Annotated in this window: 24 protein-coding genes; 5 read left to right on the top strand and 19 right to left on the bottom strand. The window is 64.1% G+C overall.

Annotation, left to right across the window (positions count from 1 at the left end; translation table 11 throughout):
• Nucleotides 1–108: 108 nt before the first annotated feature.
• The 8 genes from AC1MFI_RS18490 to AC1MFI_RS18455 form a co-directional block, all read right to left on the bottom strand.
• Nucleotides 109–693 (bottom strand): hypothetical protein, encoded by a 585-nt coding sequence (locus AC1MFI_RS18490; protein WP_479821180.1) that lies wholly within the window; start codon nucleotides 691–693, stop codon nucleotides 109–111.
• A gap of 105 nt (nucleotides 694–798) precedes the next feature.
• Complete coding sequence (locus AC1MFI_RS18485) at nucleotides 799–1620, bottom strand: ornithine carbamoyltransferase (protein WP_479817673.1); 822 nt, start codon at nucleotides 1618–1620, stop codon at nucleotides 799–801.
• 112 nt (nucleotides 1621–1732) lie between these two features.
• A complete protein-coding gene (locus tag AC1MFI_RS18480; protein ID WP_479821179.1) occupies nucleotides 1733–3874 on the bottom strand; it encodes a tyrosine-type recombinase/integrase in 2142 nt (713 codons plus the stop codon).
• Nucleotides 3875–4148: 274 nt separating this feature from the next.
• Complete coding sequence (locus AC1MFI_RS18475; protein WP_479820892.1) at nucleotides 4149–5324, bottom strand: tyrosine-type recombinase/integrase; 1176 nt, start codon at nucleotides 5322–5324, stop codon at nucleotides 4149–4151.
• A 37-nt stretch (nucleotides 5325–5361) separates the two neighbouring features.
• Nucleotides 5362–6306: a ParB/RepB/Spo0J family partition protein gene (locus AC1MFI_RS18470; protein ID WP_479821178.1), complete on the bottom strand. Its 945-nt coding sequence runs from the start codon at nucleotides 6304–6306 to the stop codon at nucleotides 5362–5364.
• A 514-nt stretch (nucleotides 6307–6820) separates the two neighbouring features.
• Nucleotides 6821–7027 carry a hypothetical protein gene (locus tag AC1MFI_RS18465; RefSeq protein ID WP_479821176.1) on the bottom strand — a complete coding sequence of 69 codons (207 nt, stop codon included), beginning with the start codon at nucleotides 7025–7027 and terminating at the stop codon, nucleotides 6821–6823.
• A gap of 282 nt (nucleotides 7028–7309) precedes the next feature.
• Entirely contained in the window at nucleotides 7310–7735 is a 426-nt protein-coding gene (locus tag AC1MFI_RS18460) for a DUF302 domain-containing protein (protein WP_479821175.1), read from the bottom strand.
• Nucleotides 7736–7829: 94 nt separating this feature from the next.
• A complete protein-coding gene (locus AC1MFI_RS18455; RefSeq protein ID WP_104119236.1) occupies nucleotides 7830–8087 on the bottom strand; it encodes a metal-sensitive transcriptional regulator in 258 nt (85 codons plus the stop codon).
• A 194-nt stretch (nucleotides 8088–8281) separates the two neighbouring features.
• Here AC1MFI_RS18455 and AC1MFI_RS18450 point away from each other — a divergent pair, with 194 nt between their 5' ends.
• The 5 genes from AC1MFI_RS18450 (at nucleotide 8282) to AC1MFI_RS18430 (ending at nucleotide 13528) form a co-directional block, all read left to right on the top strand.
• A complete protein-coding gene (locus AC1MFI_RS18450) occupies nucleotides 8282–8953 on the top strand; it encodes a rhodanese-like domain-containing protein (RefSeq protein WP_479821174.1) in 672 nt (223 codons plus the stop codon).
• Nucleotides 8950–9891 (top strand): sulfite exporter TauE/SafE family protein, encoded by a 942-nt coding sequence (locus AC1MFI_RS18445; RefSeq protein ID WP_479821173.1) that lies wholly within the window; start codon nucleotides 8950–8952, stop codon nucleotides 9889–9891. The genes AC1MFI_RS18450 and AC1MFI_RS18445 overlap by 4 nt, the downstream gene beginning before the upstream one ends.
• A gap of 82 nt (nucleotides 9892–9973) precedes the next feature.
• Nucleotides 9974–10243: a rhodanese-like domain-containing protein gene (locus tag AC1MFI_RS18440; RefSeq protein WP_479821172.1), complete on the top strand. Its 270-nt coding sequence runs from the start codon at nucleotides 9974–9976 to the stop codon at nucleotides 10241–10243.
• Nucleotides 10244–10673: 430 nt separating this feature from the next.
• Nucleotides 10674–12089, top strand: a complete 1416-nt coding sequence (locus tag AC1MFI_RS18435; RefSeq protein ID WP_479821171.1) for an MBL fold metallo-hydrolase — start codon at nucleotides 10674–10676, stop codon at nucleotides 12087–12089.
• Nucleotides 12090–12376: 287 nt separating this feature from the next.
• On the top strand, nucleotides 12377–13528 hold the full coding sequence (locus AC1MFI_RS18430; RefSeq protein WP_479821169.1) for an MFS transporter: 1152 nt from the start codon (nucleotides 12377–12379) through the stop codon (nucleotides 13526–13528).
• A 69-nt stretch (nucleotides 13529–13597) separates the two neighbouring features.
• On the opposite strand, the gene AC1MFI_RS18425 is transcribed toward AC1MFI_RS18430, so the two are convergent.
• From AC1MFI_RS18425 to AC1MFI_RS18375, 11 genes are all read right to left on the bottom strand, one after another.
• Nucleotides 13598–14695 (bottom strand): IS110 family RNA-guided transposase, encoded by a 1098-nt coding sequence (locus AC1MFI_RS18425; protein ID WP_479821167.1) that lies wholly within the window; start codon nucleotides 14693–14695, stop codon nucleotides 13598–13600.
• A 411-nt stretch (nucleotides 14696–15106) separates the two neighbouring features.
• Nucleotides 15107–16207 carry a DUF4192 domain-containing protein gene (locus tag AC1MFI_RS18420; RefSeq protein WP_479821166.1) on the bottom strand — a complete coding sequence of 367 codons (1101 nt, stop codon included), beginning with the start codon at nucleotides 16205–16207 and terminating at the stop codon, nucleotides 15107–15109.
• Nucleotides 16208–16667: 460 nt separating this feature from the next.
• Nucleotides 16668–17156, bottom strand: coding sequence for a hypothetical protein (locus tag AC1MFI_RS18415; protein ID WP_479817668.1), 489 nt, complete (start codon nucleotides 17154–17156; stop codon nucleotides 16668–16670).
• Between the two features lie 142 nt (nucleotides 17157–17298).
• Entirely contained in the window at nucleotides 17299–18519 is a 1221-nt protein-coding gene (locus tag AC1MFI_RS18410; RefSeq protein WP_479817666.1) for an IS110 family RNA-guided transposase, read from the bottom strand.
• Nucleotides 18520–19249: 730 nt separating this feature from the next.
• The gene (locus tag AC1MFI_RS18405) at nucleotides 19250–19507 is read right to left on the bottom strand and encodes a ParB family protein (RefSeq protein WP_479821165.1); all 258 of its coding nucleotides are present in this window, start codon (nucleotides 19505–19507) and stop codon (nucleotides 19250–19252) included.
• 3 nt (nucleotides 19508–19510) lie between these two features.
• Nucleotides 19511–19747: a hypothetical protein gene (locus tag AC1MFI_RS18400; RefSeq protein ID WP_479821164.1), complete on the bottom strand. Its 237-nt coding sequence runs from the start codon at nucleotides 19745–19747 to the stop codon at nucleotides 19511–19513.
• 95 nt (nucleotides 19748–19842) lie between these two features.
• Nucleotides 19843–20301, bottom strand: coding sequence for a hypothetical protein (locus tag AC1MFI_RS18395; RefSeq protein ID WP_479821163.1), 459 nt, complete (start codon nucleotides 20299–20301; stop codon nucleotides 19843–19845).
• Between the two features lie 133 nt (nucleotides 20302–20434).
• The gene (locus AC1MFI_RS18390; RefSeq protein ID WP_479821162.1) at nucleotides 20435–20992 is read right to left on the bottom strand and encodes a single-stranded DNA-binding protein; all 558 of its coding nucleotides are present in this window, start codon (nucleotides 20990–20992) and stop codon (nucleotides 20435–20437) included.
• A 152-nt stretch (nucleotides 20993–21144) separates the two neighbouring features.
• Nucleotides 21145–21402: a glutaredoxin family protein gene (locus AC1MFI_RS18385; protein ID WP_479821161.1), complete on the bottom strand. Its 258-nt coding sequence runs from the start codon at nucleotides 21400–21402 to the stop codon at nucleotides 21145–21147.
• Between the two features lie 120 nt (nucleotides 21403–21522).
• Nucleotides 21523–21813, bottom strand: coding sequence for a hypothetical protein (locus AC1MFI_RS18380; protein WP_479821160.1), 291 nt, complete (start codon nucleotides 21811–21813; stop codon nucleotides 21523–21525).
• Nucleotides 21814–21916: 103 nt separating this feature from the next.
• Entirely contained in the window at nucleotides 21917–22351 is a 435-nt protein-coding gene (locus tag AC1MFI_RS18375) for a hypothetical protein (protein ID WP_479821159.1), read from the bottom strand.
• Nucleotides 22352–22778: the final 427 nt, after the last annotated feature.

The following is a 22778-nucleotide window of genomic DNA, read 5'->3' as shown; positions in this document are numbered from 1 at the left end:
GCGGCGAACCGCCCCGCCCACCTGTGGTGAGCTGACCGCCCGATCCTTCCCGTGGCCGAGGCCGGTGGTGCAGGGCCGTCTAGCTCCCTGCACCACCGGTGTCCGGTGCTACTCGGCCGCGGCCAACTCTTCCGCGATCATTTCCTCTTCCATGTTGCGAATGTCCTCGAAGGCTTCGGCCTCCTCCGCTTCGTCGGCGGTTTCGGCAACCTCGGTATCTGCCCCGTCCTCAGCAACGTCCTCTGGAGCCTGCGTCTCCGGCGCGGATTCTGCTGCGGGTGCCGGTGCTAGCTTCGGGGCTGGTGCGGGGTGGGTGATGAGCCGTTCCACATCACTGAGGTTGTATCCCCACGCCGCAAGTGCCATAAGGTAGTGCTTCGCGTCGGGGTCGAAACCGCGCCATGACTGGCGGGTCATGCGCTTCTCAAAACCGGCGAAGATCATGGCGAGGGCGTTGACCTCGTGTCGAGCGTTCGGACGGCTGGCGATCTTCACCAGTTCCCGGTTCGCACCGAACCCGCTCCCGGTGCCAGCCTTCCCGGTAAGCAGTTCTGCGGCGAAATCGCTCTCCTCGTTCAGTCCTTTTCCCACGGTGTAGGAGTGGGAAGCCATGGCCTGCACGATGAACCGGAGTGCGTTCTTCGGCGCGGTCTTGCCTTTGAGTAGTCCCTTCACGAACTCGATGCGGACCACCGTAGCTTCTCTGCACTTTGCAAGTGCCTCAGATCGGCCGGGCCCGGTAAGAGTTGTGCGGTTCCCTGAACTCTTTCGAACTTTGTTTCCAGCGTGCTGATGCGGTCAGCCCCTCCCGAGAGCCAGAGCGAGAACCGCTTGTTGCACGGGTAGTAGCGATGCTTTGAAGTTGTGTCCTACGAAGGCGGGGCTGTCGATTGCTTCGGCTGACACTTCCCGTCCACGTTGAAAGGGCGGGCACGGCGCAAGTTGTACGCTCTCCGGGGCCTGTTTCAGCAACGAGGCTGTGATGATGAACGGTGCCAGCTCGTCCGTGTGAGTGCCGGGAGCATCCGTGATAATGACGTCGGCTGAGGCAACCGCCGCATCGAGGTCATCGGTCCACCGAGTACCTGGTGTCGCCAGCGCTGCTGGGCAGCATTGAACTAGATTCAACCCGAATGCTTTGGCCCCCTCAGACCACGCTCTCGCGATATTTCCATCGGCGCCCACGAAAAGGAAACGGAGCTGGTCGAGATCGCGGGTGCGAGAAATCGCGTAGAGATCAGAGAGGACTTCGCAGGGATGGTTATCTGCCGTCATGGCATTGACGACTGGAAGGGCATTAGATGCGGCTAGCCCTTCGAGGATGCTGATGTTCTGGTGCCTAACAACGAGCACATCGACCCACGACGCCAAGTAGCCCGCAACATCTTCGAGTGCTTCAGGCTTATCGAGTGTCTCAGGCGGAATGGTGATCGGCTGTAGCCCCATGAGCGTGGCGCCTCGTTCGAATGACACCCTAGTCCGGAGGCTCGATGGAGGGAAGAAGAGCGCTGCGCATCCGTTGAAACGAGGGCCGTTTCCGGCACTGTATTCATCGGCCAGGCGGAAGACATCTCGCAGTTCGGTCGTGGTCCAGTCGTCGAGTCGAAGAAGGTGGCGCATACCTAAACGATAGAGCGATCACCGGCAATTGTTCGGCGCCCACGCGTGGTCTTGAAGCAGGTGGTTAGCGTGAAAACCGGGCCTATTCGGAGCTCAGCAGGGGATGAACCAATCAATCTCCCGGAGTACGCACGACTGGGATGCCTAGGTCGGTTGCGCCGAATCGGGCCATCCGTTGTGCATCTTGCCGCTTGCCTTGTAGGAACTGGAGGGTGAGGTCGATGCCTTCGAGTTCGCCGAGCCAGCCCTTGGTTTGGGCGAGTTCGCGCCGGGTGATGAGGTCTTCGTTGATTTCGTCGAGGCGGCTGATCATCTTAGGGTCGACCTGTAGCAGGGGGCAGCGGATGCAGGCATGTTCATGTTCGCAGGGGGTGGCGTAGGGGCGCCCGCAGTTGCCGAGCTCGACTTTGCGTTTGTCGAAGTGTTCTTCGAATTCGGTCCATTCTTCCGCGGTCGGGGGTCGGTATTCCTGGGCTGCTCGGGTAGCTCGGGCGGTTCGGCGTCCGGCGAGGTGGGTCTGGTAGTGGCGGATGACGTCTTCCTGAAAGACGGTGACGTAGCCGTGGGTGGTCTGCACGTCGAGGTGTCCGAGGAGGGCTGCTCCGATGTGGATGGGTAGGCCGTGGTTGACGAGGTCGGTGGCAAACAGGCGGCGGAAGTCGTGCGGGGTGAACCTGCAGCCAGCCAGTGACGGGTGTTCGACCGCGAGGGCATCACTGAGCTTATTCAGTTCTGCGCGCAGTGTTTCAGGGCTGATGACTTCGGTGCGCTGCCCGATGGTGCGTTGGAACAGGAACGGTTGCGGTTCGCTGGTGATTCGTTCGTGCTTGTCATAGCGCGTTGCTAGCGGCACGCTGCGGCGGTTTCGGGTGAGTCGGCGGATGATCGTCGCGATCACATGGAACAGTTCGGGGGTCATCGGGATCACACGCTCACGGTCGGTCTTTGACGGGGCGACCACGAGCAGGGCCACAACTTCCCCGTTGGGCCGGGCGTACTGGCGGATGCTCAATTGCGACAACTCCAGGAGTTCCTCGCACCGCAGTCCGGTATGCCGCAATGTTTCCACGGCAGCCCACTGCCAGAACGAAGCATCCTCGGTGAACGTGACATTGACCGCCCGCCCGGTCAACTCATCGAGCACCCGGATGTTGGGCCGCCCATGAATCTCGGCGTGCCGGGCATCACCGACGGTCCACAACCGCCTGTAGTGCTTTGCTCCGACGGTGAGTTCCTGGTCCGGTTCGGCAATAGTCGCGGCTTCCAAGAGTTCATGCAGGTGGTCCCGGCGGGCGGTGACGGCGGCGACGAAGGCAGGAAGGACTGGTTGAAGCAGGCGTATGCGGCCATCCATACGTTCTTTAGCTCTGCGTTTCGCTTTCGCCTGTGACCTAATCTCCCTGCTGCCGACGGGGCTGGGCGCAACCCACCTGGCCCATCGTTCTGGTTCCTGAGCTGCCCAGCCTTGAATGTCGAGGTAGAACGCGCGAACGTTCGTCAGGATCGCGTCTGTGCTCAGGCGCGGTCGTCCGTCGAGGCGAACCTCTAGGAGTGCCCGCCAACTCTCGTAATCTTCCGGCGTGAGGGCGAGATCCGCCTGGGCTGGATTGATTTTCAGGAGTCCGGTCCAGAACTTCCCGCAAAGGTCCGCGGCTAGATCCCGCAACGACGAGTAGTCGATGTCGTGGCTGCGCCGGGTCAGGTACGCCACAAACAGGGCGTTGATGTCACGGTCGACGATGTTGTGGCGGTCGACGAGTTCGGCGGGCGTCATCGCCGGGGACCGCATCGCTCCGCGCAGCGTTGCAGGAACATGCGCAGGGAAATGCCCGGATTCCGCCAGGACCCGCCAGGCGAGGTGGCCGACATAGGCCTCGTAGCCGGCGCCCCAACCTCCGTCGCGTGTGGCTATCGCGTAGTGCAGCAACGCTTCCGCGCTCAGATCGGCGAACGCGATGCCCTGGGTCGTCAACGCGGCGGCAACATCGAAGCGGGCGCACCTCTTGAAATGCCCTGAGGTTTCGCTCCGGTCGAGCAATGCCAGAAACCGCTCCAGCTCCGGATCATTCTGCGCATGTTCAAACTGTTCGTGGTAGCGGACGAAGCTGCTAATCCGGAAAGCTGCGAGGGACGGCCGGATCACGCGCAAGCAACACAGCAGCATCAGTGAATGCCCCAGTTCCCCGTCCAGACGAAGGTTGCCCGTGGTCAGATCCCGGACGCGGCGGTGCCCATCATTGAGTCCAGAAGCCACCCATCGTTCTTGCCACGTCCGGCCCGGGTGCCCCTCGAGGTAGCCCAGCAACCAACCCAAACCCGCGCGCCGAAGTGAGCACCTCGGTTGCGATCGCGGCCAAATCGCATCCACCAAACCGTTGATCGTCTCCAGAGAAGCAGTGTCCAGGTCTCCTTGCGGACGCGGCGGGACGCTCGGTGGGGTCGCCGGCGCGGGCATGATGACGCTGCGGACCGGTCTCCTCACAGCCGATGCCGGCTCGATACGCCGCTGCTCGGGGCGCCTAAGGGGCCTAACCACCGAACACGACCGTGAAGTCATCCGCGTCATATCCCGGTGTCAGTGTGGGTTCCGGTCGCGGAGCGGCAAAGTGCTCCTGCACCTTCTCGAACACCTCATCAATGCGTGGTCGCAGGTACGGCGCCATCGATGACACCCTCCGATGTCGGGTCACCGCCATCACCTCGGGCACGGTCAGATTCGGGTCCGACACCATCCGATTGATCGTTGTATGCCGCAGATCATGCAGAGACCAGTCCGTGCCCAGCACGGTATTCGCGCGCTGAAGGACCCGCCGAGCCGCGTGATAGTTCAACGGTCGCGTCTTCCCGTGCAGAGCCCGCCAAATCAGTTCGTCTGGTCTCGGAGTGCCGTGCTCATGGAAGTACGCCGCTAAATGCTGCAAGGATTCTGGAGACGCTGGAACCGGCTCCAACGCCCTGGACCCCTTGGACACGACCCAGACCCGCTGTCCTGCCCAGTCCACCTGATCACCCCGGACCCCGAGAAGTTCGCTCGCCCGGGCACCCGATGACAAATACAAGCTCACGAGTGCCTTATCGCGGCTCGTCCGTAACGCGCCCATCAGCTCATCAACAAGATCATCCGTCATTGACCTCGGCGCCAGCACGGCCGCCTTCTGCCTCAACGGCGCACGACGCACGCCCGGGATCTCTTCCATCGGGCTGCGATGCGCAAGCCGGGCTCGACGGCCAGGGCTCTCCGGCACCGGGTTCATCACGGGCCCCCGGCTAAAACGAGCGTGGAAGACATAGAAGGAAGCAAGAACAGCCAGCGCATGATTGATCGTCGCCGGCGCATACCCCGCAGCCAGTGACCGCTTTCCCGTCCGCGGATTCATCAACCGGTCCGCGCTCCCCCGCCGCTGGGGATTAACAGCCGAACGCATCCAACCCACCAGGACCTCAACCTCCAAGCGGCCCGCCCGGTCCCACGGAACGCCGATCAGTTGCAGCACCCGCCACCAGCGCAGCAAGTCATTTCCATACGACCGCACCGTCAACGGGCTCATATCCGTCAACACGAGATCACGCAGGAACACCGAAAACGGCTCGATCTCCAGCCCTGCCTCATCAACCACGACATACGGCAGCAAACCTGCTGCGGTTCGCTGGACTGCGCCAATGCCAGGCAACCCAATCTGACCCTCGAGCAACTTGAGCCGCATATCGTCCACGATGACCACCTCTCCGGAGTGCTGGGCCTCAGTCTCCCCGAAGTTCAGTCAACAGGACGGCGTCCCATGCCTTGTTGTTCTCGATCACGGTCCGGCGCTCGGCTTTTTCCTCCTCGGTCATCTTCCCGGCGCGGGGTGCTCCGGGCTTCGTGAAGCCTGCGGCCTTCCAATCGGTGTTGACGTAGGCCGTCGCAACTCCTGAGTAGGTCCACCGGACGTAGGCGGCGTTCGCGTCCTCCACCGTCAGCCGCTCGCCCGTGGCGGTGCGAAGGTCGGTGATGTCAGCAATCGGGCCTTTGTAGTCGTAGTGCGTGAACGCTGATTCCTCGATGATCGCCAACCCTGCGGCTTCGGCTTCGGCCTTGGCGGCCGCGACTGCGGCTTCCCGCTTCCGGTCGTCGCGGAGGCGCTGGGCGGTGTGGTCGAAACTCTGCGGGGCCTGCTTCGCGGTGGTTTCCAGCTTCACGATTGCTTCGGTGTCTCCCGAAAATTCTTCGATCACTGCGGCCATGTCCAGCGTCATGCCTGCGGCGAGGAACGCGGTCGCGGTGTCGTCGGCGCGCACTTTCAGGGCCACGTCCACGGTGGCCTTCTTCGCTCCGGTCTTACGGGCGATCTGCGTCGCTGATACACCGAGCAGTGACAGCTGGTGGAAGGCCTCGGCGCGGTCGTTGTCCGTCAGCTCGCGGCGCTGGTCGTTCTCCACGATCTGCTTGGCGAGCCGGTCGGCTTCGGTGAGGGAATCGACCACGTACACCGGGATGGTGTCGAGGTTGTTCTCCACGGCGGCGAGGGTGCGCCGCTGCCCGTAGAGGACATGCACGGTGCCGTCCTCGATGCGGTGAGCAACGACGGGCTGAATGACTCCGTGCTCCTTGATGGAGGACAGGAAAGCCTTGTCGAGCTGCGCTTCGGCGCGCACGTTCGCGTCGATGGTCAGGGTGGCGGGATTGATCTGTTCCAGAACGGACATGGTTGTGTTCCTTCTTGGTAGGTGTGGGTCCGGGCCTGTGGTGTGCCAGCGGGACTGTGGTGGCCCTTCCCCCCGTTGTTTTTTGCCTGCTGGCGAGCTCGCTCGCTCGTCCCCGACGGAGCAGTGCTCAACGCCGTAGGTGCGAGGGTGCGACGATCCTGGGAGGAAATAAGCGACGCAGGAGCGCCGGACAGGATCGGTGTGCCCGAAGCCGGCGGAGCCGGTTGACGCTGTGGAGCGGGGGCGCATAATCCGAAGGACAGCAGCAAAAAACGTCAGGGTCGGGTGCGACGAAGGAGCGCCCGGACCTCATCAGGCCGCAGCGAAGCGAAGGACCATTGCCCTGCTCGGAGCCCTGGCGGAGAGCAGGGAAGCACTACAGGCCAGAACAGCGACGGCCGCCGGCCACCCACGGACGCCTGGGCGCATCGTTGGGGTATGGGAAAGGGCGGCAGGGCTGGTGTGCCCGTGCCGCCCTCCGTGCCCGGCTAGGTTCTCTCAGCCGCTGGTGTGTCTAGGCGAGGAGATCCTTGTCGGCTTCGGGTGTCCACACGATGTCAACGTGCGAGAAGTGAACGGGCCCGGCCGTTATCTGGTCCTCGAGCAGTTCTTCCACTGTCGGCGCTGTCAGCTGCGGAAAGTGCACGGCCAGACTCTCGCTGAACGGGGTTGTCATGGTGATGCTCGGGGTGGTTCGCGCGATGTAGTCCGTGGTTCCCATGCGTGTGTCTTCCTTACTCGGTGGAGTGATTTCACTGTACGTGGTGGCGCAGCCGGAACCCGGGGGTCGCCTGGCGGACCAACCCTGTAGGTGCAGCTCGTGGCTGGTAGGTGTGGTCGCGTCAGCGTGTGAAGCGGCGGCCGGGGGAGATGTTCCTATAGACAAGCCCTACTCCCCCAGCGCTGAATTATTACTCTGCATGGGTTGCGTGCCGCTTCAAATCCAGAAAGGACCCCCGCCTTCGGGCGAGGGTCCTTGCTGTGGCTGTGGTCTACCTGGTGCTCAGGTTGATTGCTCCTGTGGCTTGGAGAGGCGTGCGAGGGCTTTGTGCAGACGGGTGTCTGCGTCGTCGGCCACGTCCCGGACGGCGGGACTGTCGCTGAGTTGAACCATGGTCTGCGGATCGATGGCTTCAATAGTCGTTTCGTGCTCGTCGGGGCCTCGTCGAACGACGACATTGCAGGGCAGCAAAGCGCCCATGGATGGTTCTGCGGCCAGGGCCCGGCTCGCAAGGGACGGGTTGCAGGCGCCGAGGATGATGTAGTCCCCGACGGCGTCCGCGGCTTCTGCCCCGAGCTTTTCTTCGAAGGTGGCCCGGACGTCGATTTCGGTGAGGATCCCGAAGCCCTGCTCACCAAGTGCTTCCCGCGTGCTCTGCACTGCTTCGTCCCAGGACAGGGGAACGGTAATGGAGTGGGTGTACGTCATGGAAAACTCCTTCGCGTGGGTCGTGCAATGGCGGGCGGCAGGACCATCTCAACAGGTCAGGGCCAGGTTTTTTCCGGACTGAATCGAGCCAGGGTCAGGCGAGGGTGAGGAACAGTTTCTCGAGCTCCTTCTTGTCGAGGGTGGTGTCCTCGCGGACGATGCACTGCTCCAGGCCGCTGGCGATGATGGCGAATCCGGCCCGGTCCAGTGCTTTGGAGACTGCGGCGAGCTGGGTGACGACGTCCTTGCAGTCCTTGCCCTCCTCGAGCATCCGGGTTACCGCGGCCAGCTGGCCTTGGGCTCGCTTCATGCGGTTGATCACGGGGGTCAGTTCGGTCGGGTCCAGCTGCATGGTGTTCTCCAAAGGTCGTTTCTACTCCCTCAAGCTTATACCCCCATGGGTATTTTGACTACCCCGGGGGGTATGCGGAATACTCCTGGGGGTATTCGTTTCCACACCCCCGAGAGGTTCCCATGAGCGCCCCCACCCCCGTCACGTCCCCCGCTGCACCGACGACCCCCACCGCATCCGCCACGACTTCCACCATGTCTTCGCCCGCGGCTCCCACTGCCGTAGCGGCTGAAACCCTGCGCTCCTGGATGAATGAGCAGGAGGACCTCGTAGTGATCGATGTGCGGTCCGCGGCTGAGTTTGAGTCCGCGCACATCCCGGGCTCCTACAACATCCCGCTGCCGCTTCTGTCCGAACACACCGATGAACTCGCGTCCCGCCTGGGCAGCAAGGTCGTGCTGGCATGCCAGTCCGGCGTGCGGGCCGAACAGGCACGTCAGCGCCTGGCTTCCTCCGGCATCAGTGCAGCCCACGTCCTGACCGGCGGAGTTCCCGGGTACACCGCAGCCGGTGGTGACGTCGTGCGAGGTAAGGCCCGGTGGGACCTTGAGCGTCAGGTCCGCATGGTCGCCGGGTCCCTCGTCCTCACCGGGTTGATCGGTGGCCGGTTCGTCTCCCCCAAGGTCCGGGCCATGGCGGGTGTGATCGGGACCGGGCTTACGTTCTCGGCGGCGACGAACACCTGTGCCATGGGCCGGGCCCTGTCCGCGATGCCGTGGAACAAGGCAGCCCAGGAACCCACCCGCGAATCCGCGATCCTCTCCCTGCCCACCACATCAGGCCAGAGAAATCAGGCAGACCAGGGAAACCAAGCAACCCAGGGTGGCCAGGAGGATCAGTCCGGTCGACGGGCTGATGCGGCGTGAGCGCGACCCTGATCCTCGTCCTGGCCCTGTCGATACTGATCGGCTTGTCCCTGGGTGTCCTGGGCGGCGGCGGATCGATCCTGACCGTCCCGATCCTGGTGTACGTGGCCGGATTCGAGGCCAAGGAAGCAATCGCCGCGTCCCTGTTCGTCGTCGGCGTCACCTCGGCGGTGAGCGTCATCAGCCACGCCCGTAACGGGCGGGTGATGTGGCGGACAGGCCTGATCTTCGGCGCAGCCGGCATGGCCGGCGCGTTCATCGGCGGGCTCCTCGGCGGGTTCATCCCCGGACAGATCCTGCTCATCGCGTTCGCCCTCATGATGGTCGCCACTTCCATTGCGATGATCCGCGGACGCAAAAAAACCCCCAACACCAACACTGGCACTTCAGGAAGCGCGTCGGAGGGCGTCAAGCGTGAGCTTCCCCTGGGCCGGGTCATCCTCGATGGTGTGGTCGTCGGTCTGGTCACCGGGCTCGTCGGTGCTGGGGGTGGTTTCCTCGTCGTTCCCGCCCTGGCCCTCCTCGGTGGCCTGCCGATGTCCGTGGCCGTCGGAACGTCCCTGGTCGTGATTTCCATGAAGTCCTTCGCAGGCCTCGCCGGATACCTCACCACCGTCCAGATCGACTGGTCACTGACCCTCGCTGTCACGGCAGCGGCGATCGTCGGATCCCTGATCGGCGCCCAACTTGCCGGCCGGATCCCCGAAGCGGCGCTGCGCAAAGCGTTCGGCTGGTTCGTCCTGATCATGGGAGCCTTCGTCCTCATCCAGCAGGCACCAGCGGACACCCGCCTCGTCCTGGCAGCAGCCATCACAGGAGCCACCCTCATCACACTTGCCGCCTGCCGGTTCATCATCCCGACCTGCCCCCTAAACACCCGACACCGCACCCGACAAGCCGATCAGGGCCGACACCGCAGCACACCCACACCCGCCTGACCCGCCTAACCCCACCTGCCCCGGCAGCCCCTATCAGCACCCTCCACCAGCGCCCTGTGTACCAGCAAGGAAAGGACACCCGATGGCCGAGATCACCGTCAACGACACCCATGCCCGCCGCCAGTCAGCGCAGATCCTTGACGTCCGGGAGAACCCGGAAGTCGGATCAGGGATGATTCCCGGCGCCCTGCACATGCCCATGAGTGAGCTACCAGCTCGCGTGGATGAGCTTGAGTTGAACACGCCACTTATCGTCGTCTGCCGTAGCGGCAACCGCTCCGCCCATGTCGCGGACGCCCTCACCGCAGCAGGCTTCACTGCCGACACCATGACCGGCGGCATGATCGCCTAGGCCAGGGCCGGACTCCCCACCACCTGACACTCCCCCCACCCGACGCCACCGTTTTCGGACCCGCTGTTTCCGGAGCCGCTGTTTCCGGTACGGGCGATGAGGGGTGTCACCCACACCAATACCCCGCGCCCCATCAGCGCCCAGCCGCGCCAACACAGGGGCCCCCAATAGACCGGGTGCGTGCCCGGACCTGCCCCGTTTCAGGTCCGGTCACGCACCCTTCCCTCACCCCCTCACCCATAGCCCCTTGCACCCGAAGGCCAGGACTCCACCCGCCTTGCGGGATACCCCTGGGGGTATTAGACTGGAGCTCACCAGATACCCCCAGGGGTATTACGAGGGTCGATTGTCCTCCGCTTACAGAGCCGTCCACATCCCCTCGAATCCCCATACTTCTTTCCTCCCGACCTGACTTGAAGGAGATCACCAAATGCTGATCGAACGGATTTACGACGAAGACCTCGCCCAGGCCAGCTACCTCATCGGCTGCCAGGCCAACGGCACCGCTGTTGTCGTCGATGGCCGCCGCGATATCGCCGTCTACCAGGACCTCGCCGCGAAGAACAACATGAGGATCGTGGCCGTCACCGAGACCCACATCCACGCCGACTACCTCTCCGGCACCCGAGAACTCGCTGCGGCGACAGGGGCAGAAATCTACGTCTCCGGGGAAGGCGGAGAAGACTGGCAGTACGAGTTCGAGGGAACCCGCCTCTACGACGGCGACGCGATCACCGTCGGCAACATCAGCATCCAGGCTGTCCACACCCCCGGACACACCCCCGAACACCTGTCCTTCCTGGTCACCGACGGCGCGTTCAGCGACAAGCCTGGTTACCTGCTCTCGGGTGACTTCGTGTTCTCCGGCGACCTCGGCCGCCCGGACCTCCTCGATGAGGCAGCAGGTGGTGTTGATACCCGTTTCGAGGGTGCGAAGCAGCTGTTCAAGAGTCTGCAGGAGAAGTTCCTGACCCTGCCCGACCACGTCCAGGTCCACCCCGCCCACGGTGCCGGCAGTGCCTGCGGCAAAGCTCTCGGCGCCATCCCCTCCTCCACTGTCGGGTACGAGCGGCTCTACTCCTGGTGGGGCCCCTACCTCGCGGCGAACGACGAGCAGGGCTTCATCAACGAACTCCTTGATGGCCAGCCCGACGCGCACGCCTATTTCAGCCGGATGAAGCGCGAGAACCGTGAAGGCCCCGCCGTCATAGGAGAACGCGCTCCCCTGGCCGAGCTCGACAAGGGCCAGGTCGCCAAGGATCTCGCCGCGGACACGGTGACGTTCATCGACACCCGCACCGCGAACGAGGTCCACACCGGAACCGTGGAAAGGTCCCTGAACATCCCCGCCGGCGCTGCGATCGCCACCTACGGTGCCTGGGTCGTGAACCCCGAGAAGGATAAGAACCCGCTGGTCCTGCTCGCCTCCGGACAGGAGCAGGCGCAGGAAATCTGGGATCATCTCGTCCGGGTCGGTATCGACCGTGTCGCCGGGTACGTCACCAGCATCGATGGGCTCCCCACGACAACACCCGCTCTCGTCCAGCCGGCAGACCTTGCAGAGGTGAATGCGGCGATGATCCTCGACGTGCGTAACCGCACCGAACACACCAGCGGGCACGTCCCCGGAGCTCACCAGCTCAACGGCGGACGGGTGATGTGGCACCTCGACGAACTCCCCACCGACGGGACCATCGTCACCTACTGCCAGAGCGGACTCCGCAACTCCGTCGCCGCCAGCGCGCTGCGCCGGGCAGGGTACGACGTCGTCGAACTCGACGGCAGCTACACCGCCTGGAACACCTGGCAGCAGACACAGGCACGGGAGAACGCGCCCACCAGCTAACCGGTCCTACGACCCGCTAGGGGTGGGAACCTCCCGGAGCTGATACTGCCCCAGACCCTGTGGGACGGCACATTGATGATGTGTCGTCCCACGGGCGTCTCCTCTGAGAGGCCTCTAACGGCCGCCACCCCGGTCCGAACCCCTGAGGGGCGGTCGAGGCTAGCCCATAGGCTAGGGCGGACGGGAGGCGCTGCCCCGCGCCTTCGCCGTATCCCGGAAGTCGGCTGTAAGGAGTCAGCGGTTCCTATACACGACGCAGGACACAGGATGTAGGAGGACGGTTCTTGATGAAGCTTTCCGCGGGTGCCCGGGTCGGCGTGGCCGGTGCTGCGGTGGTCGGGGTCGCCTTCGGTATGGCCCGGTACGGCTACGGCCTGACACTGCCCGACATCCGGAACGATCTGGGGCTCTCGGAGCTGGTGCTCGGCCTGATCGCCAGCGCAACCTTCGCAGGCTACCTCGCCGGCCTGCTGCTCGCAGGGCCCCTCGCAACCCGCTACGGGTCACGCGCCCCGACAACCGTGGGCGGACTATCTGGTGCCCTGGGAGCGGTGATCGTGACAGTCGCGCAATCCCCCGGGTTGCTCGCGGTCGGTGTCATCCTGGCAGGCAGCGCCGGCGGGTGGGTGTGGACTCCCTACTCCGACATCGTGACCCGTACGGTGCCCTCACGACAACAACCCCGGACGCTGGCGATCATCACGACCGGCACCAGCGGCGGACTGGTACTCCTCGGCGCCCTGGCCGTCCTGGCGATGTCCGGTTCGTGGCGTCTGGTCTGGGCCGGCATCGCCCTTGCCGCGGTGGCCGCCGCGGCCGTGAACCTCCGCCTGATCCCGCGAACCAAACTCAACACGCAGCCGGACCCGGCCTCGAACACACCGCACGATACCTCCTCGCTGGCCAGGGCGCTGCGAGTCCCGGCCGCCTACTCCGTGGTCTACTTCGCCGTCGTCGTCATCTACTTCACCTACGCCGCGGACATCGTGGCCAGCGGTGACCTCCCCGCGGTTGCTATCCCGGCACTCTACGCAGCAATCGGTGTGACCGGCATGGTAGGCATACTGACCGGAGCCGCAGCGCAGCGGATGGGTGCCTCACGGGTCGCCGCCCTGTGCCTCGTGACGGTCGCTGCGGCGCTGGCACTTCTCGGCCTGGCCAGTGACTCCCTGATCGCCACGGCGGCCTCAGCGTGCATCTTCGGTGCAGGGTACATGGCAGGATCGGCCGTCCTCGCGGTCTGGACCGCCGAGCTTGTACCCGACCACGCAGGTGCCGCGTTCACCGGATGCCTGGTCATCGGAGCCCTCAGCTCGGTCGCAGCGCCGGCCATCGCCGGCGCCGTGATCCCGGGCCTGGGACTCGGGGCATTGCTCGTCCTCACCGCCGCCGTATCACTACTCAGCGGAACAGCGCTGATGTTCCATAAGCCATCGTGAGCGAAGACCATTGGCGGAACCGGACTGTAAGCACAACAGCCCTGCTCGTTGCCGACGCTCCGCGTCCACCTACCCCGTAACGGCTGAGTTCCTTTCCTGAGCCAGATCCTGTTTCAAGGCGTAGTAGAGCTCTCGTGCGACGTAGCGTTTAAGGCTCCTGATGGCATCAGCGGTGGAGTGGCCGAGCGCTCTCTTACGGTCGCGGTAGGCCTGGGATCGCGGGTCGTAGCGGAGCCGGCAAATGACGATCAGGTAGATGATTTTGTTGGCCTGTCTGTTTCCGCCTCGATGTAGGCGCATGCGGCTGGTCTTTCCCGACGAAATGGGAATCGGGGCAACACCGCAGAGCCTGGCAAAGGCTGCCTCGCTTGGAAAGCGGTCGATGTTCTGCCCTGCCGTGACGAGGAGCTGGGCTGCACTCACTGGACCGACCTGAGGTAGCGCCATGAGCGTCGGAGCAACGTCGTTCGTGAGCCTGGTGAGGTGCTTGCCCGTTGCGTTGATTTCGGCCGTCAAGTCAAAGATCCTGCGGCCGAGATCCCGCAGCGCGTACTTCACTGCCTGCTCCGGCTCGTGCAGCCGAGCCATGTCCGGACGAAGCGACTTCGCCTGCATGGCCTTGGCCTGCAACGTCTTCGCATCTAGACGATTACGCAGCTCATCCGGCGCTGTCACCAGTACGTCGCGCAGCTGTACCAGGGCCGCTGTCCTGGACTTCACGGCAGAATCCCGCACGAGGTGCAGGTTTCGGATAGCTTCCACCGCCCCGCTTGTGTCCTTTGCCGGAGATGAACACTCCCCCGACATAACCTTCCGCGCTGCAGCCTCGGCATCGATCGCGTCGCTCTTGCCCGACCTGCTGCGTATCAGGGCATGGCCGCGGTTTATCTCGACGACGTCGACACCTGCCGCCAGAAGGTGGCGGGTGAGACCGGCCCCGTAGGAGCCGGTGCACTCGACGCCCACGGCGTTGATGATTCCGAAGGCCGCGGCCCAGTCCAGCAACGCCTGGTAACCACGGGCGTCCGTTGTGAAGCGCCGCTCTCCCAGCATCGCCCCACGCTCATCGAGCACTGCAGCGTGATGGACTTTCGAATGAGTGTCGACCCCAACGGTGATAGTCCTGACCGACTGATGCACTGCTCTTGTCATTGCTGTTTTCGTCATCCCTGCTCCTAACGGTTACGCATCAGCGGAGGGCAACCACGGTTGACCGGGCCGGGCGGACAAAGCACTGAACAGCGAAAGGCGCACGTTCCTATCAAGTCACAACCCCATCCGGCCCGGTCGCCCACGGTAAGCGGCAGGAGACGGAATACCGACAAATCTCCCCGTGGACCGAACCAGCATTTACTGGCCGTCAGCTAGCGGCCAAGTCAGGAATCCCATCCCCTGCCATGCGCCTATTCTCCTCAGTGCTGGCGGCGGAGGCCGCCGCCCGCGTACCCAACGAAACTGGCGGCACTGTCCCCGTGGAGCTCCTGCTGTCCGGTGAACTGGAAGAGGGCCGGACTCCCGTGGGGGTGGGTGTCCGGCCCTCGGCCTGTGGTCCAGCTGGCTCCGTTTCCGGGTGTCTGGCTAGTGGCGCCTACCCTGCGGGTACGCGGTGGCCTCGCTCTGCGCGGGCAGTGCGACGTAGCTGCGGCCGACCATTTCGCGGAGCAGGCGGGACAGTCGGTGCTGCCCGTCGATGTTCACAGCTTTCGTGAAGTAGGCGATGGCTACCGACGATGATCCTCGGTACCAGCACAGCCATCCGAGAATGCAGAACAGCGGGGCGCGGTCCTCGATAGGCGTGTACTCGAGGACCTTGATCAGCAGGTCCTCGGTCGCGTCCACGCGGGACCAATCCGGCCGCCCCTCGTACCGGCCCGTCAGGATCTTCCCGAACGTCAGCTCGTCATCGGCCGCGCTGATCGCGTCGGCCATCAGCCGGTCCCGAATGGACTTGATGTGCAGGTAACCGACCAGCTCGCACGCGGCCGCCTCGCCGACGTCCTCCCCCAGTGCTTCGTTCCACTCGGCGCGGGCGTCGCGCATCTTCTGGTGGTCAAACTCCAGATCATCCGGGGCTCCCAGCCTGTTGATCCAGTACGTCGCGTCACTGATCGTCGCGTGAGCATCGCCCGACCCAATGAACGCCGGGTCTACGGCCATGGCTTCCACGCTCGGGCGCGTGCTGTACCCGCGGTAAACCAATTCGGCGTTCACCGCGCTGTCACGGACCTCGTCCGGCGGGTTCAGTGTGCAGCACCCGGCGTCCTCGCAGAAGTAGGTCGTGTATCCCTTGTCGGTGACCAGCCACCCGTTCCGCAGGGACCATCCGGCCCGCTCCATTTCGGTCTCGATGGCCTTCGCATAGTCCATGTAGGGCTTCGCGTGCTCGTTCTCGCCCGACAGGGCGGCGTCGGCCACCTCGTTCGTGTAGGCGATCAGCAGGGCGCCGTCGGCGGCGGTGTCTGCGAGCAGGTACTCCATGACGGTCCGCGCATAATCGACCGGGCGGACCCCTTCGCCGGGAGCGTCGGTCCGAAGGGTCGCGCCCGCCATCTTGCCGCGCATGGTGATGACCACGAAGGACTCGCGCGGCTGGAAGCCGAGCACGGTCGGGACGTAGGCGAGCAGGTCAGCGGCCGTCGACGCGGTCACGGTGGCGTTGTGCTGGGTGTTCTCGTTCATGGTTGTGTTCCTTCTTGGTAGGTGTGGGTCCGGGCCTGTGGTGTGCCAGCGGGACTGTGGTGGCCCTTCCCCGTTGTTTTTTGCCTGCTGGCGAGCTCGCTCGCTCGTTCCCGACGGAGCACTGTCAACCCGAAGGGCAGGGCCTGCCAGAAACCTCGAAGGAAATAAGCGACGCAGGAGCGCCGTAAAGGTTTGTGGCCGGCCCCGTCGCGTGAGCGATTGACGGTGTGGAGCGGGGACGCACAATCCGTAGGAATCTCAATGATGTTGTCAACGTCCGCGCCGTGCTCCAAGGCACTTCTTCAAGAGACATGGCGAGAGGGATCTGCACTCAGATGGGGCGCTCATTAAGCCCATGCACCGAGGTAAGTGACCTGACTCAGGGGTCGACCGTGAGTCACTCCATACTTCGCACTGCGCTAGAAAGGTTTCAGCCGTCGTGTCTGGCGAATGACGGTGACTAGGGTGCGGGTGGTGTGTCGATCGCTTTCAAGTGCCTGTTCGCGGCGTAAGCGGCGAACGTGACTAGCAAAGGGAAAGCGATGAGGACGATGGGCCTGGGATCGTTAAGCGCGACGTATGCCACACCCACCCATGCAAGTGTCGCCGCGTAGTAGACGGGAACCATCAGGCTCGCACCCAGCGTCAACGTGGTTCCGTGTGGGAGCAAACCATCCACGCGTGCTCCAGTCGCAGCCTTGATGGTTGCCCTACCCTGCCGCCGTGTCGGCATGCTCGTCCTGGATGTGCGGCTCGCCCAGATAGCCGCAGCTGCGACGACTAATGGCACCCCCAGCAGCACGAAGACGAGCCCGTTCGGACTCACGACTAACATCGCCAGGACCCCGATCCACGTGACGACGGCTAGGAACCTCGTGACCACGGCGAGTTGATGGGCGACCTGTACTCGGTCTGGCAGGGCGATGGCGAGTTCATCGGTGTCTGGCATGACGGCTCCTAGCCCTGCGAGTAGCGACGGAGATACTGCTGGTGGGGATATCAGAGCACGTATTTCCTTATTCCGCCACGGATTCTCCCCTCAGCGCTCCTTCCACCTGAGCGAAACGATCAAGTTCCATACGCGATCGTCCTCAGAGTGCAGACGACAGTCTCGGGTGCAGCTCGTGCTGAGCTTCGTATTGCACGTTGTCGCGGAGCATGGCCCAAAGGACGTTGAGGCGGCGACGTGCCAGGCAGATGAGGGCCTGGGTATGCGATTTACCTTCGGCTCGCTTGCGGTCGTAGTACGTCCTGGAGGGTGGGTTGCTTTTCAGGCTGGACATTGCTGATAGGTAAAAGACCCGCATGAGCCGGCGATCGTAGCGTCGGGGACGGTGATTATTGCCGGAGATCCGGCCCGAATCTCTCGGGACCGGGGCGAGGCCCGCGACGCCGGCGAGGCGATCCGCGCCGTCAAACGCTGCCATGTCCCCGCCGGTCGCCCCGAGGAACTCGGCGCTCAGGACGGGCCCAAAACCCGGCATGCTCAGCAGGATGCTGGTGTGCCGGTGATCGAGAACCCGGGCACTGATCAGCGCATCAAGGTCCGCGAGCTCGCGTTCCAAATCAAGGACATCCTGGGCCAAGGCCGCGACCATCATTTCCCCGACCCGTTGTGCTGGCACCACGGTGTACTGGGACTTCGCTGCGGTCAGGGCCTTTTCAGCGACCAGGGCGCTGCTACGGGCACCGTGCTTCTTCAACCAGGCGTGTACCCGAGCCTCACCAGCTCGGCGCAGGGCCTCGGGTGTCCGGTACCGGGTCAGAAGCATCAGCGCGGCTTTGGACCGGCTGTAGTCAAAGGCCTGCTCGAGAGCGGGAAAGTACTCCAGCAACTGGGCGCGCAGCCGGTTGATAGCCCGCACACGATCGATTGCCTTGTCGGCTCGGCGGGAGGTCAGGATCCGCAAATCGACGCTCACCTCATCCCCCACCCGCAGGGGCTGTAGATCCCTGCGCATCCGCGCCTGGTCAGCGATCACCAGTGCGTCCTTCGCATCGGTCTTCCCATCACCGCGGTACGTCTTGGACGCGTGATGAACCGTGCGACCCGGGATGTAGAGCAGCCGCTGATCATGAACAGCCAGCAGGGCGATCAGCAATGCCGCTCCCCCATGGTTCAAGTCCGTCGCCCACACCACTTCACCCCCACCAGGATTACCGGTGAGGCCGGCGACGTCGGCGATCAGGTTCAGCAGGGCACTCTCGTCATTGGCGACCCGCTGCGAATACAGGCGGGTCCCGTCCGTGTCGATCACTACGCAATGGTGATGGGTCTTACCAGCATCTACACCAGCCCACAGCTGCGCCATCGCAGCCTCCAATCATCTCGGCATCCAGTAAAGCCCAGCAGATAACCGCGCCGTCGTGTCCTTATCCAGCGAGCTTCAGTCGCGTCTCTCAATCAGCGGTCGGGCCATCACGGGAACGGCAGGCGGCCAATCCTACGAAGCCGTCACGACAAGCGCCCGGCACAGCAGACAAAGCCATACCCACCACCCCTGGGTAGCCGAAACACTACAACTGCCCCGGAAACCACCCGCTCAACAACATAAGGACAGCAGCAAAAAAGACCCGGACGGGATGCGACGAAGGAGCAGCCTGACCGGTGACAGGCCGGAGCGAAGCGCAGGACCATTGCCCTGGTTGGAGCGCCAGCGGAAACCGGGGAAGCACTACAGGTGATACACCCGCGGCCGCCGGCCCCGCATCGTTTGTCCCTCGGCCGCAGCGGCAGCCAGGAACGTGCTCACCGTAGGGTGAGCTGCATGCGTGACCTCGCCAATCTCCTCGTACAGCTCGCCCTGATCGTCGGCATCTTGTTGATCGCCCGGCTGGTCTTTGGTCTGAGCTTGGGAGGGGTGCTGGCTGGCTGTGGCGCGGGACTGGGCATCGCAGTCACTCAATACGTGAGATCCCGGAGGGCTGCGCGGGCGACCGTTCACGGTGACGGCCGCCGGCCATAGGAGGGTTAAAAGGTGGAAGCGGGCCCCGCACCACACGGGTCCCGCTTCCGTTCTTGCTTTCCCTACCAAGGGAAATTTATTGGACCCGGTTCTTCTCTTCGTCGAGTGTCCGTCGGCCTGGCCGGAGGGCTCCCGGTGCGACCGGTTCCCACTTCCTGCCGTTGTTGTGCTTGCGCTGCAGGCGCTTCACTTCACGCATTACAGCTGCTTCGATCAAGTCTGTCACAGACCGGTACCCCTCGGCCTGCCCTGCGGCGAGGAACGCTGCCCGCACCTGGTCGGCGTCGGTCTGCGTGAAGTACGGCGTGAAAGACGCCGGTTTGCGCTTGCTCACCTGCTACTCCTCGTCGTCGAAAGCTCCTGCTGGCGGTGGCGGTTTGGGGTCGCCGGCCAACTCGTCCATCTCGCCCTTCTTGTAGATCCTGATGACGTCCTGCCAGCCCTCGGGCATCCGCGGCCGGTGCAGCGGGCAGAGCGTGATCCCCGCGTCCGCTACGTATGCCCAACCCTGTGGCGTCCCGTCCCCGGTGAACGTCAGCGGGGACGTCCGCCCGCATTCGGCGCACTTGGCCACTTGGCCACTTGGCCACTTGCTGGTCGATTCGCGGGCATCCGTCCAGTCTCTCAGTCCCCCGCGTCAATCATGTGCTGGTGTGCCGCGCAGCGGCTCTAGATGATGTTGCCGTTAGGCCAGTCGTAGAGCCGGGCGAGGCGGACGGTGGACGTCGGGGTGCCGTCTTCGGTGAACTCGAACCCTGAGTGTTCGTGGCTTCCGCCGGCGTGAGCGACTGCGGCGAGCACGAGGGCCAGCACGTCCCGGTCCAAGCCCGGGATGACGTCGCCGAGGTCGACCAGCGCTCCCCCGTCGCCGAGGGACGCAACCAGCAGCATGAACCGGCGCTCCCCTCCGGAGAGTCCTTCGAGGTTGTCCTCGATCGCCTCGAAGTCGACGTAGGGCCAGCGGCTGCCCTGGCCGATCCATGGCTGTCCCGGCTTGGCGAAGCGGCCTTCGTGGGCGCGGATCAGCAGCTCGGTGGCGGCCTCGATCGTGTAGGTGCCTTTCGCCCAGGACCTCAGCCCGCAGTGATGCTCGTTGGTGAGCGCTTGCGTCTCGGGGGTGCTGGTCATGGGTTTCTCTCTCCTACTCGGGCGGCCCGCCGGGCCGGCTGCTGTGACTGGTGGGTGGTGGAAGGGGTGCGTTGGTGGCCAGCGTAGGGCCGGCCACCGACGATTGTCCCGCGACGCTGTGCAAAGCTGCGGGCTAGAACGGCGGCTCGCTCTCGGGTCCGTTGCCCCATCCACCGGCACCGCCGGCACCGCCTGCGCGATCTGCTGCGGGGGCTCCCCATGGATCATCCGCGGGCTGCTGCTGCCATGTGTTGCCCGGCTGAGCTCCTCCCTGGAATCCTCCCCCGCCCTGGGCGTTACCTCCACCGTTGCCACCGGATCCGCTGCGCTGGGCGCGGGCGACTTTCGCGGAGGCGTAGCGCAGGCTCGGTCCGACCTCGTCGACCTCGAGTTCCATGACGGTGCGCTTCTCGCCTTCCTTGGTGTCGTAGCTGCGGGACTTCAACCGGCCCTGGGCAATGACGCGGGTTCCCTTGGTCAGGGTCTCGGCAACGTTCTCGGCCGATTCGCGCCAGACGTTGCAGCGCAGGAACAGGGTTTCCCCGTCCTTCCAGTCGTTGCTCTGCCGGTCGAACGTGCGCGGGGTGGAGGCGATGGTGAAGTTCGCGACCGCTGCCCCGCTGGGGGTGAAGCGGAGTTCGGGATCCGCAGTGAGGTTCCCGATGACGGTAATGACGGTTTCTCCGGCCATGATGCTCAACTGCCTTTCGTATGGGGTGCTGGTGTTGTCGTTGAATGTCGGTGCTGCTGGTAGCTACTTGGGTGTTCCCGTACTGCCGGACAAGGCTTGTTATGCAAGGCTTGTAATGCAAGGCTTGTTTTGCAGGCCTTGTCCGCGGCTTCTTACTTGGCGCCGTCGAGGGCGATGACCTGGCTGATCTTGGTGGGGTTCAGGCCGGACCAGTGGTCCTCACTGCCGTCCTTCTCGTAGACCACGACGGGTGCCTGGCTGTAGCCGAGCTCGTCGGTGACGTAGGCCAGCGCTTGGTCGTTGGTGGTGATGTCCACGGTGACGAACTGGACGCCGGCGGCGTCGAACAGTTCCTTCGTCTTCTTGCATCCGAAGCACCCGGATGGCTTCTCGAAGATGGTGATGGTCATAGCGCTCAGTCCTTGGTTACGTGTGGGTTTTAGTGAGAGTCAACTGCTGTGCTGCTGCTACTAATTCTAGCATTTATTCATCTGAAAAACAGCACTTCTACCGCATGAATCCAGCTAACTTTAGTTCAAGTTCTCGTCTGTCGAGCCGATGATTTCCAGCTGGGACCAGCTCTCGCGCGGTTCTCCGGCGGCTTCGTGGAAGTGGCGGTGGTCGCGTAGCTCGGGGTGGGCTTCGATGTAGCGGCGGACGTCTTCGGCGCATATGTCGTCCTTGGCGCTGACGGGCTGGATCCACTCATTTTCTTTAGGGTTCTCCTGCAGCCAGGCGAGCATTGCGTCTTCGTCGACGGCGATTCGGACGTAGTCGGCCTGGGTGGTGACACGGTTCATGGAGAACAGCATTTCGACCATCAGTGCTTGCCTGCTTTCGAGGTAGTGAGATGAGGTGGAGGGCCGGGCCGGGCCGGGCCGGGCCGCACCCCGCCCGCTGGGGCGGGGTGCGGTTGCTGGTCGCTTACTCGACGGTGTCGCGTCCCTGCGTCCATCCGAAGAAGGGCTTGCGGTAGCGGCTGGGAAGCTCGGCCGCCGCCACGGGCAGGTCCTCCGGGCCGTCTGACTGGCCGGACTTCCAGAACCAGAACACCGATTCGGTGATCGCTTCGTGGCAGGCGGGCTGGGAGCGGAACCAGTGCGTTTCGGTGTCCCCCTCGAGGTACTGGCCGTACCCGAACAGCTCCCCTGCGTCGTCCTTGCTCTTGGCCACGGCAAGGATGATGTAGGGCCACGATCCGGCGTCCCAACCTTCGGAACCCCAGTTGGGCAGAACAGCCCATGCCGTACCGGTGAGGGTTTCCATCCAGTCGTACCCGTCCCCGCTCCGATCGTCGACCGGCAGGGCAGGCACCGACACAGTCTCGGCGGTGTCCTTGGTCGTCTTGTTCTCGTTCATGGTTGTGTTCCTTCTTGGTAGGTGTGGGTCCGGGCCTGTGGTGTGCCAGCGGGACTGTGGTGGCCCTTCCCCCCGTTGTTTTTTGCCTGCTGGCGAGCTCGCTCGCTCGTCCCCGACGGAGCAGTGCTCAACGCCGTAGGTGCGAGGGTGCGACGATCCTGGGAGGAAATAAGCGACGCAGGAGCGCCGGACAGGATCGGTGTGCCCGAAGCCGGCGGAGCCGGTTGACGCTGTGGAGCGGGGGCGCACAATCCGAAGGAATCTCAATGATGTTGTCAACGTCCGCGCCGTGCTCCAAGGCACTTCTTCAAGAGACATGGCGAGAGGGACCCGCACTCAGATGGGGCGCTCATTAAGCCCATGCACCGAGGTAAGTGACCTGACTCAGGGGTCGACCGTGAGTCACTCCATACTTCGCACTGCGCTA

Source organism: Arthrobacter sp. BC5 (genome assembly GCF_056680255.1).
Note: the sequence above shows the minus strand (reverse complement) of the source record. Positions and strands in the feature narration are given on the sequence as shown.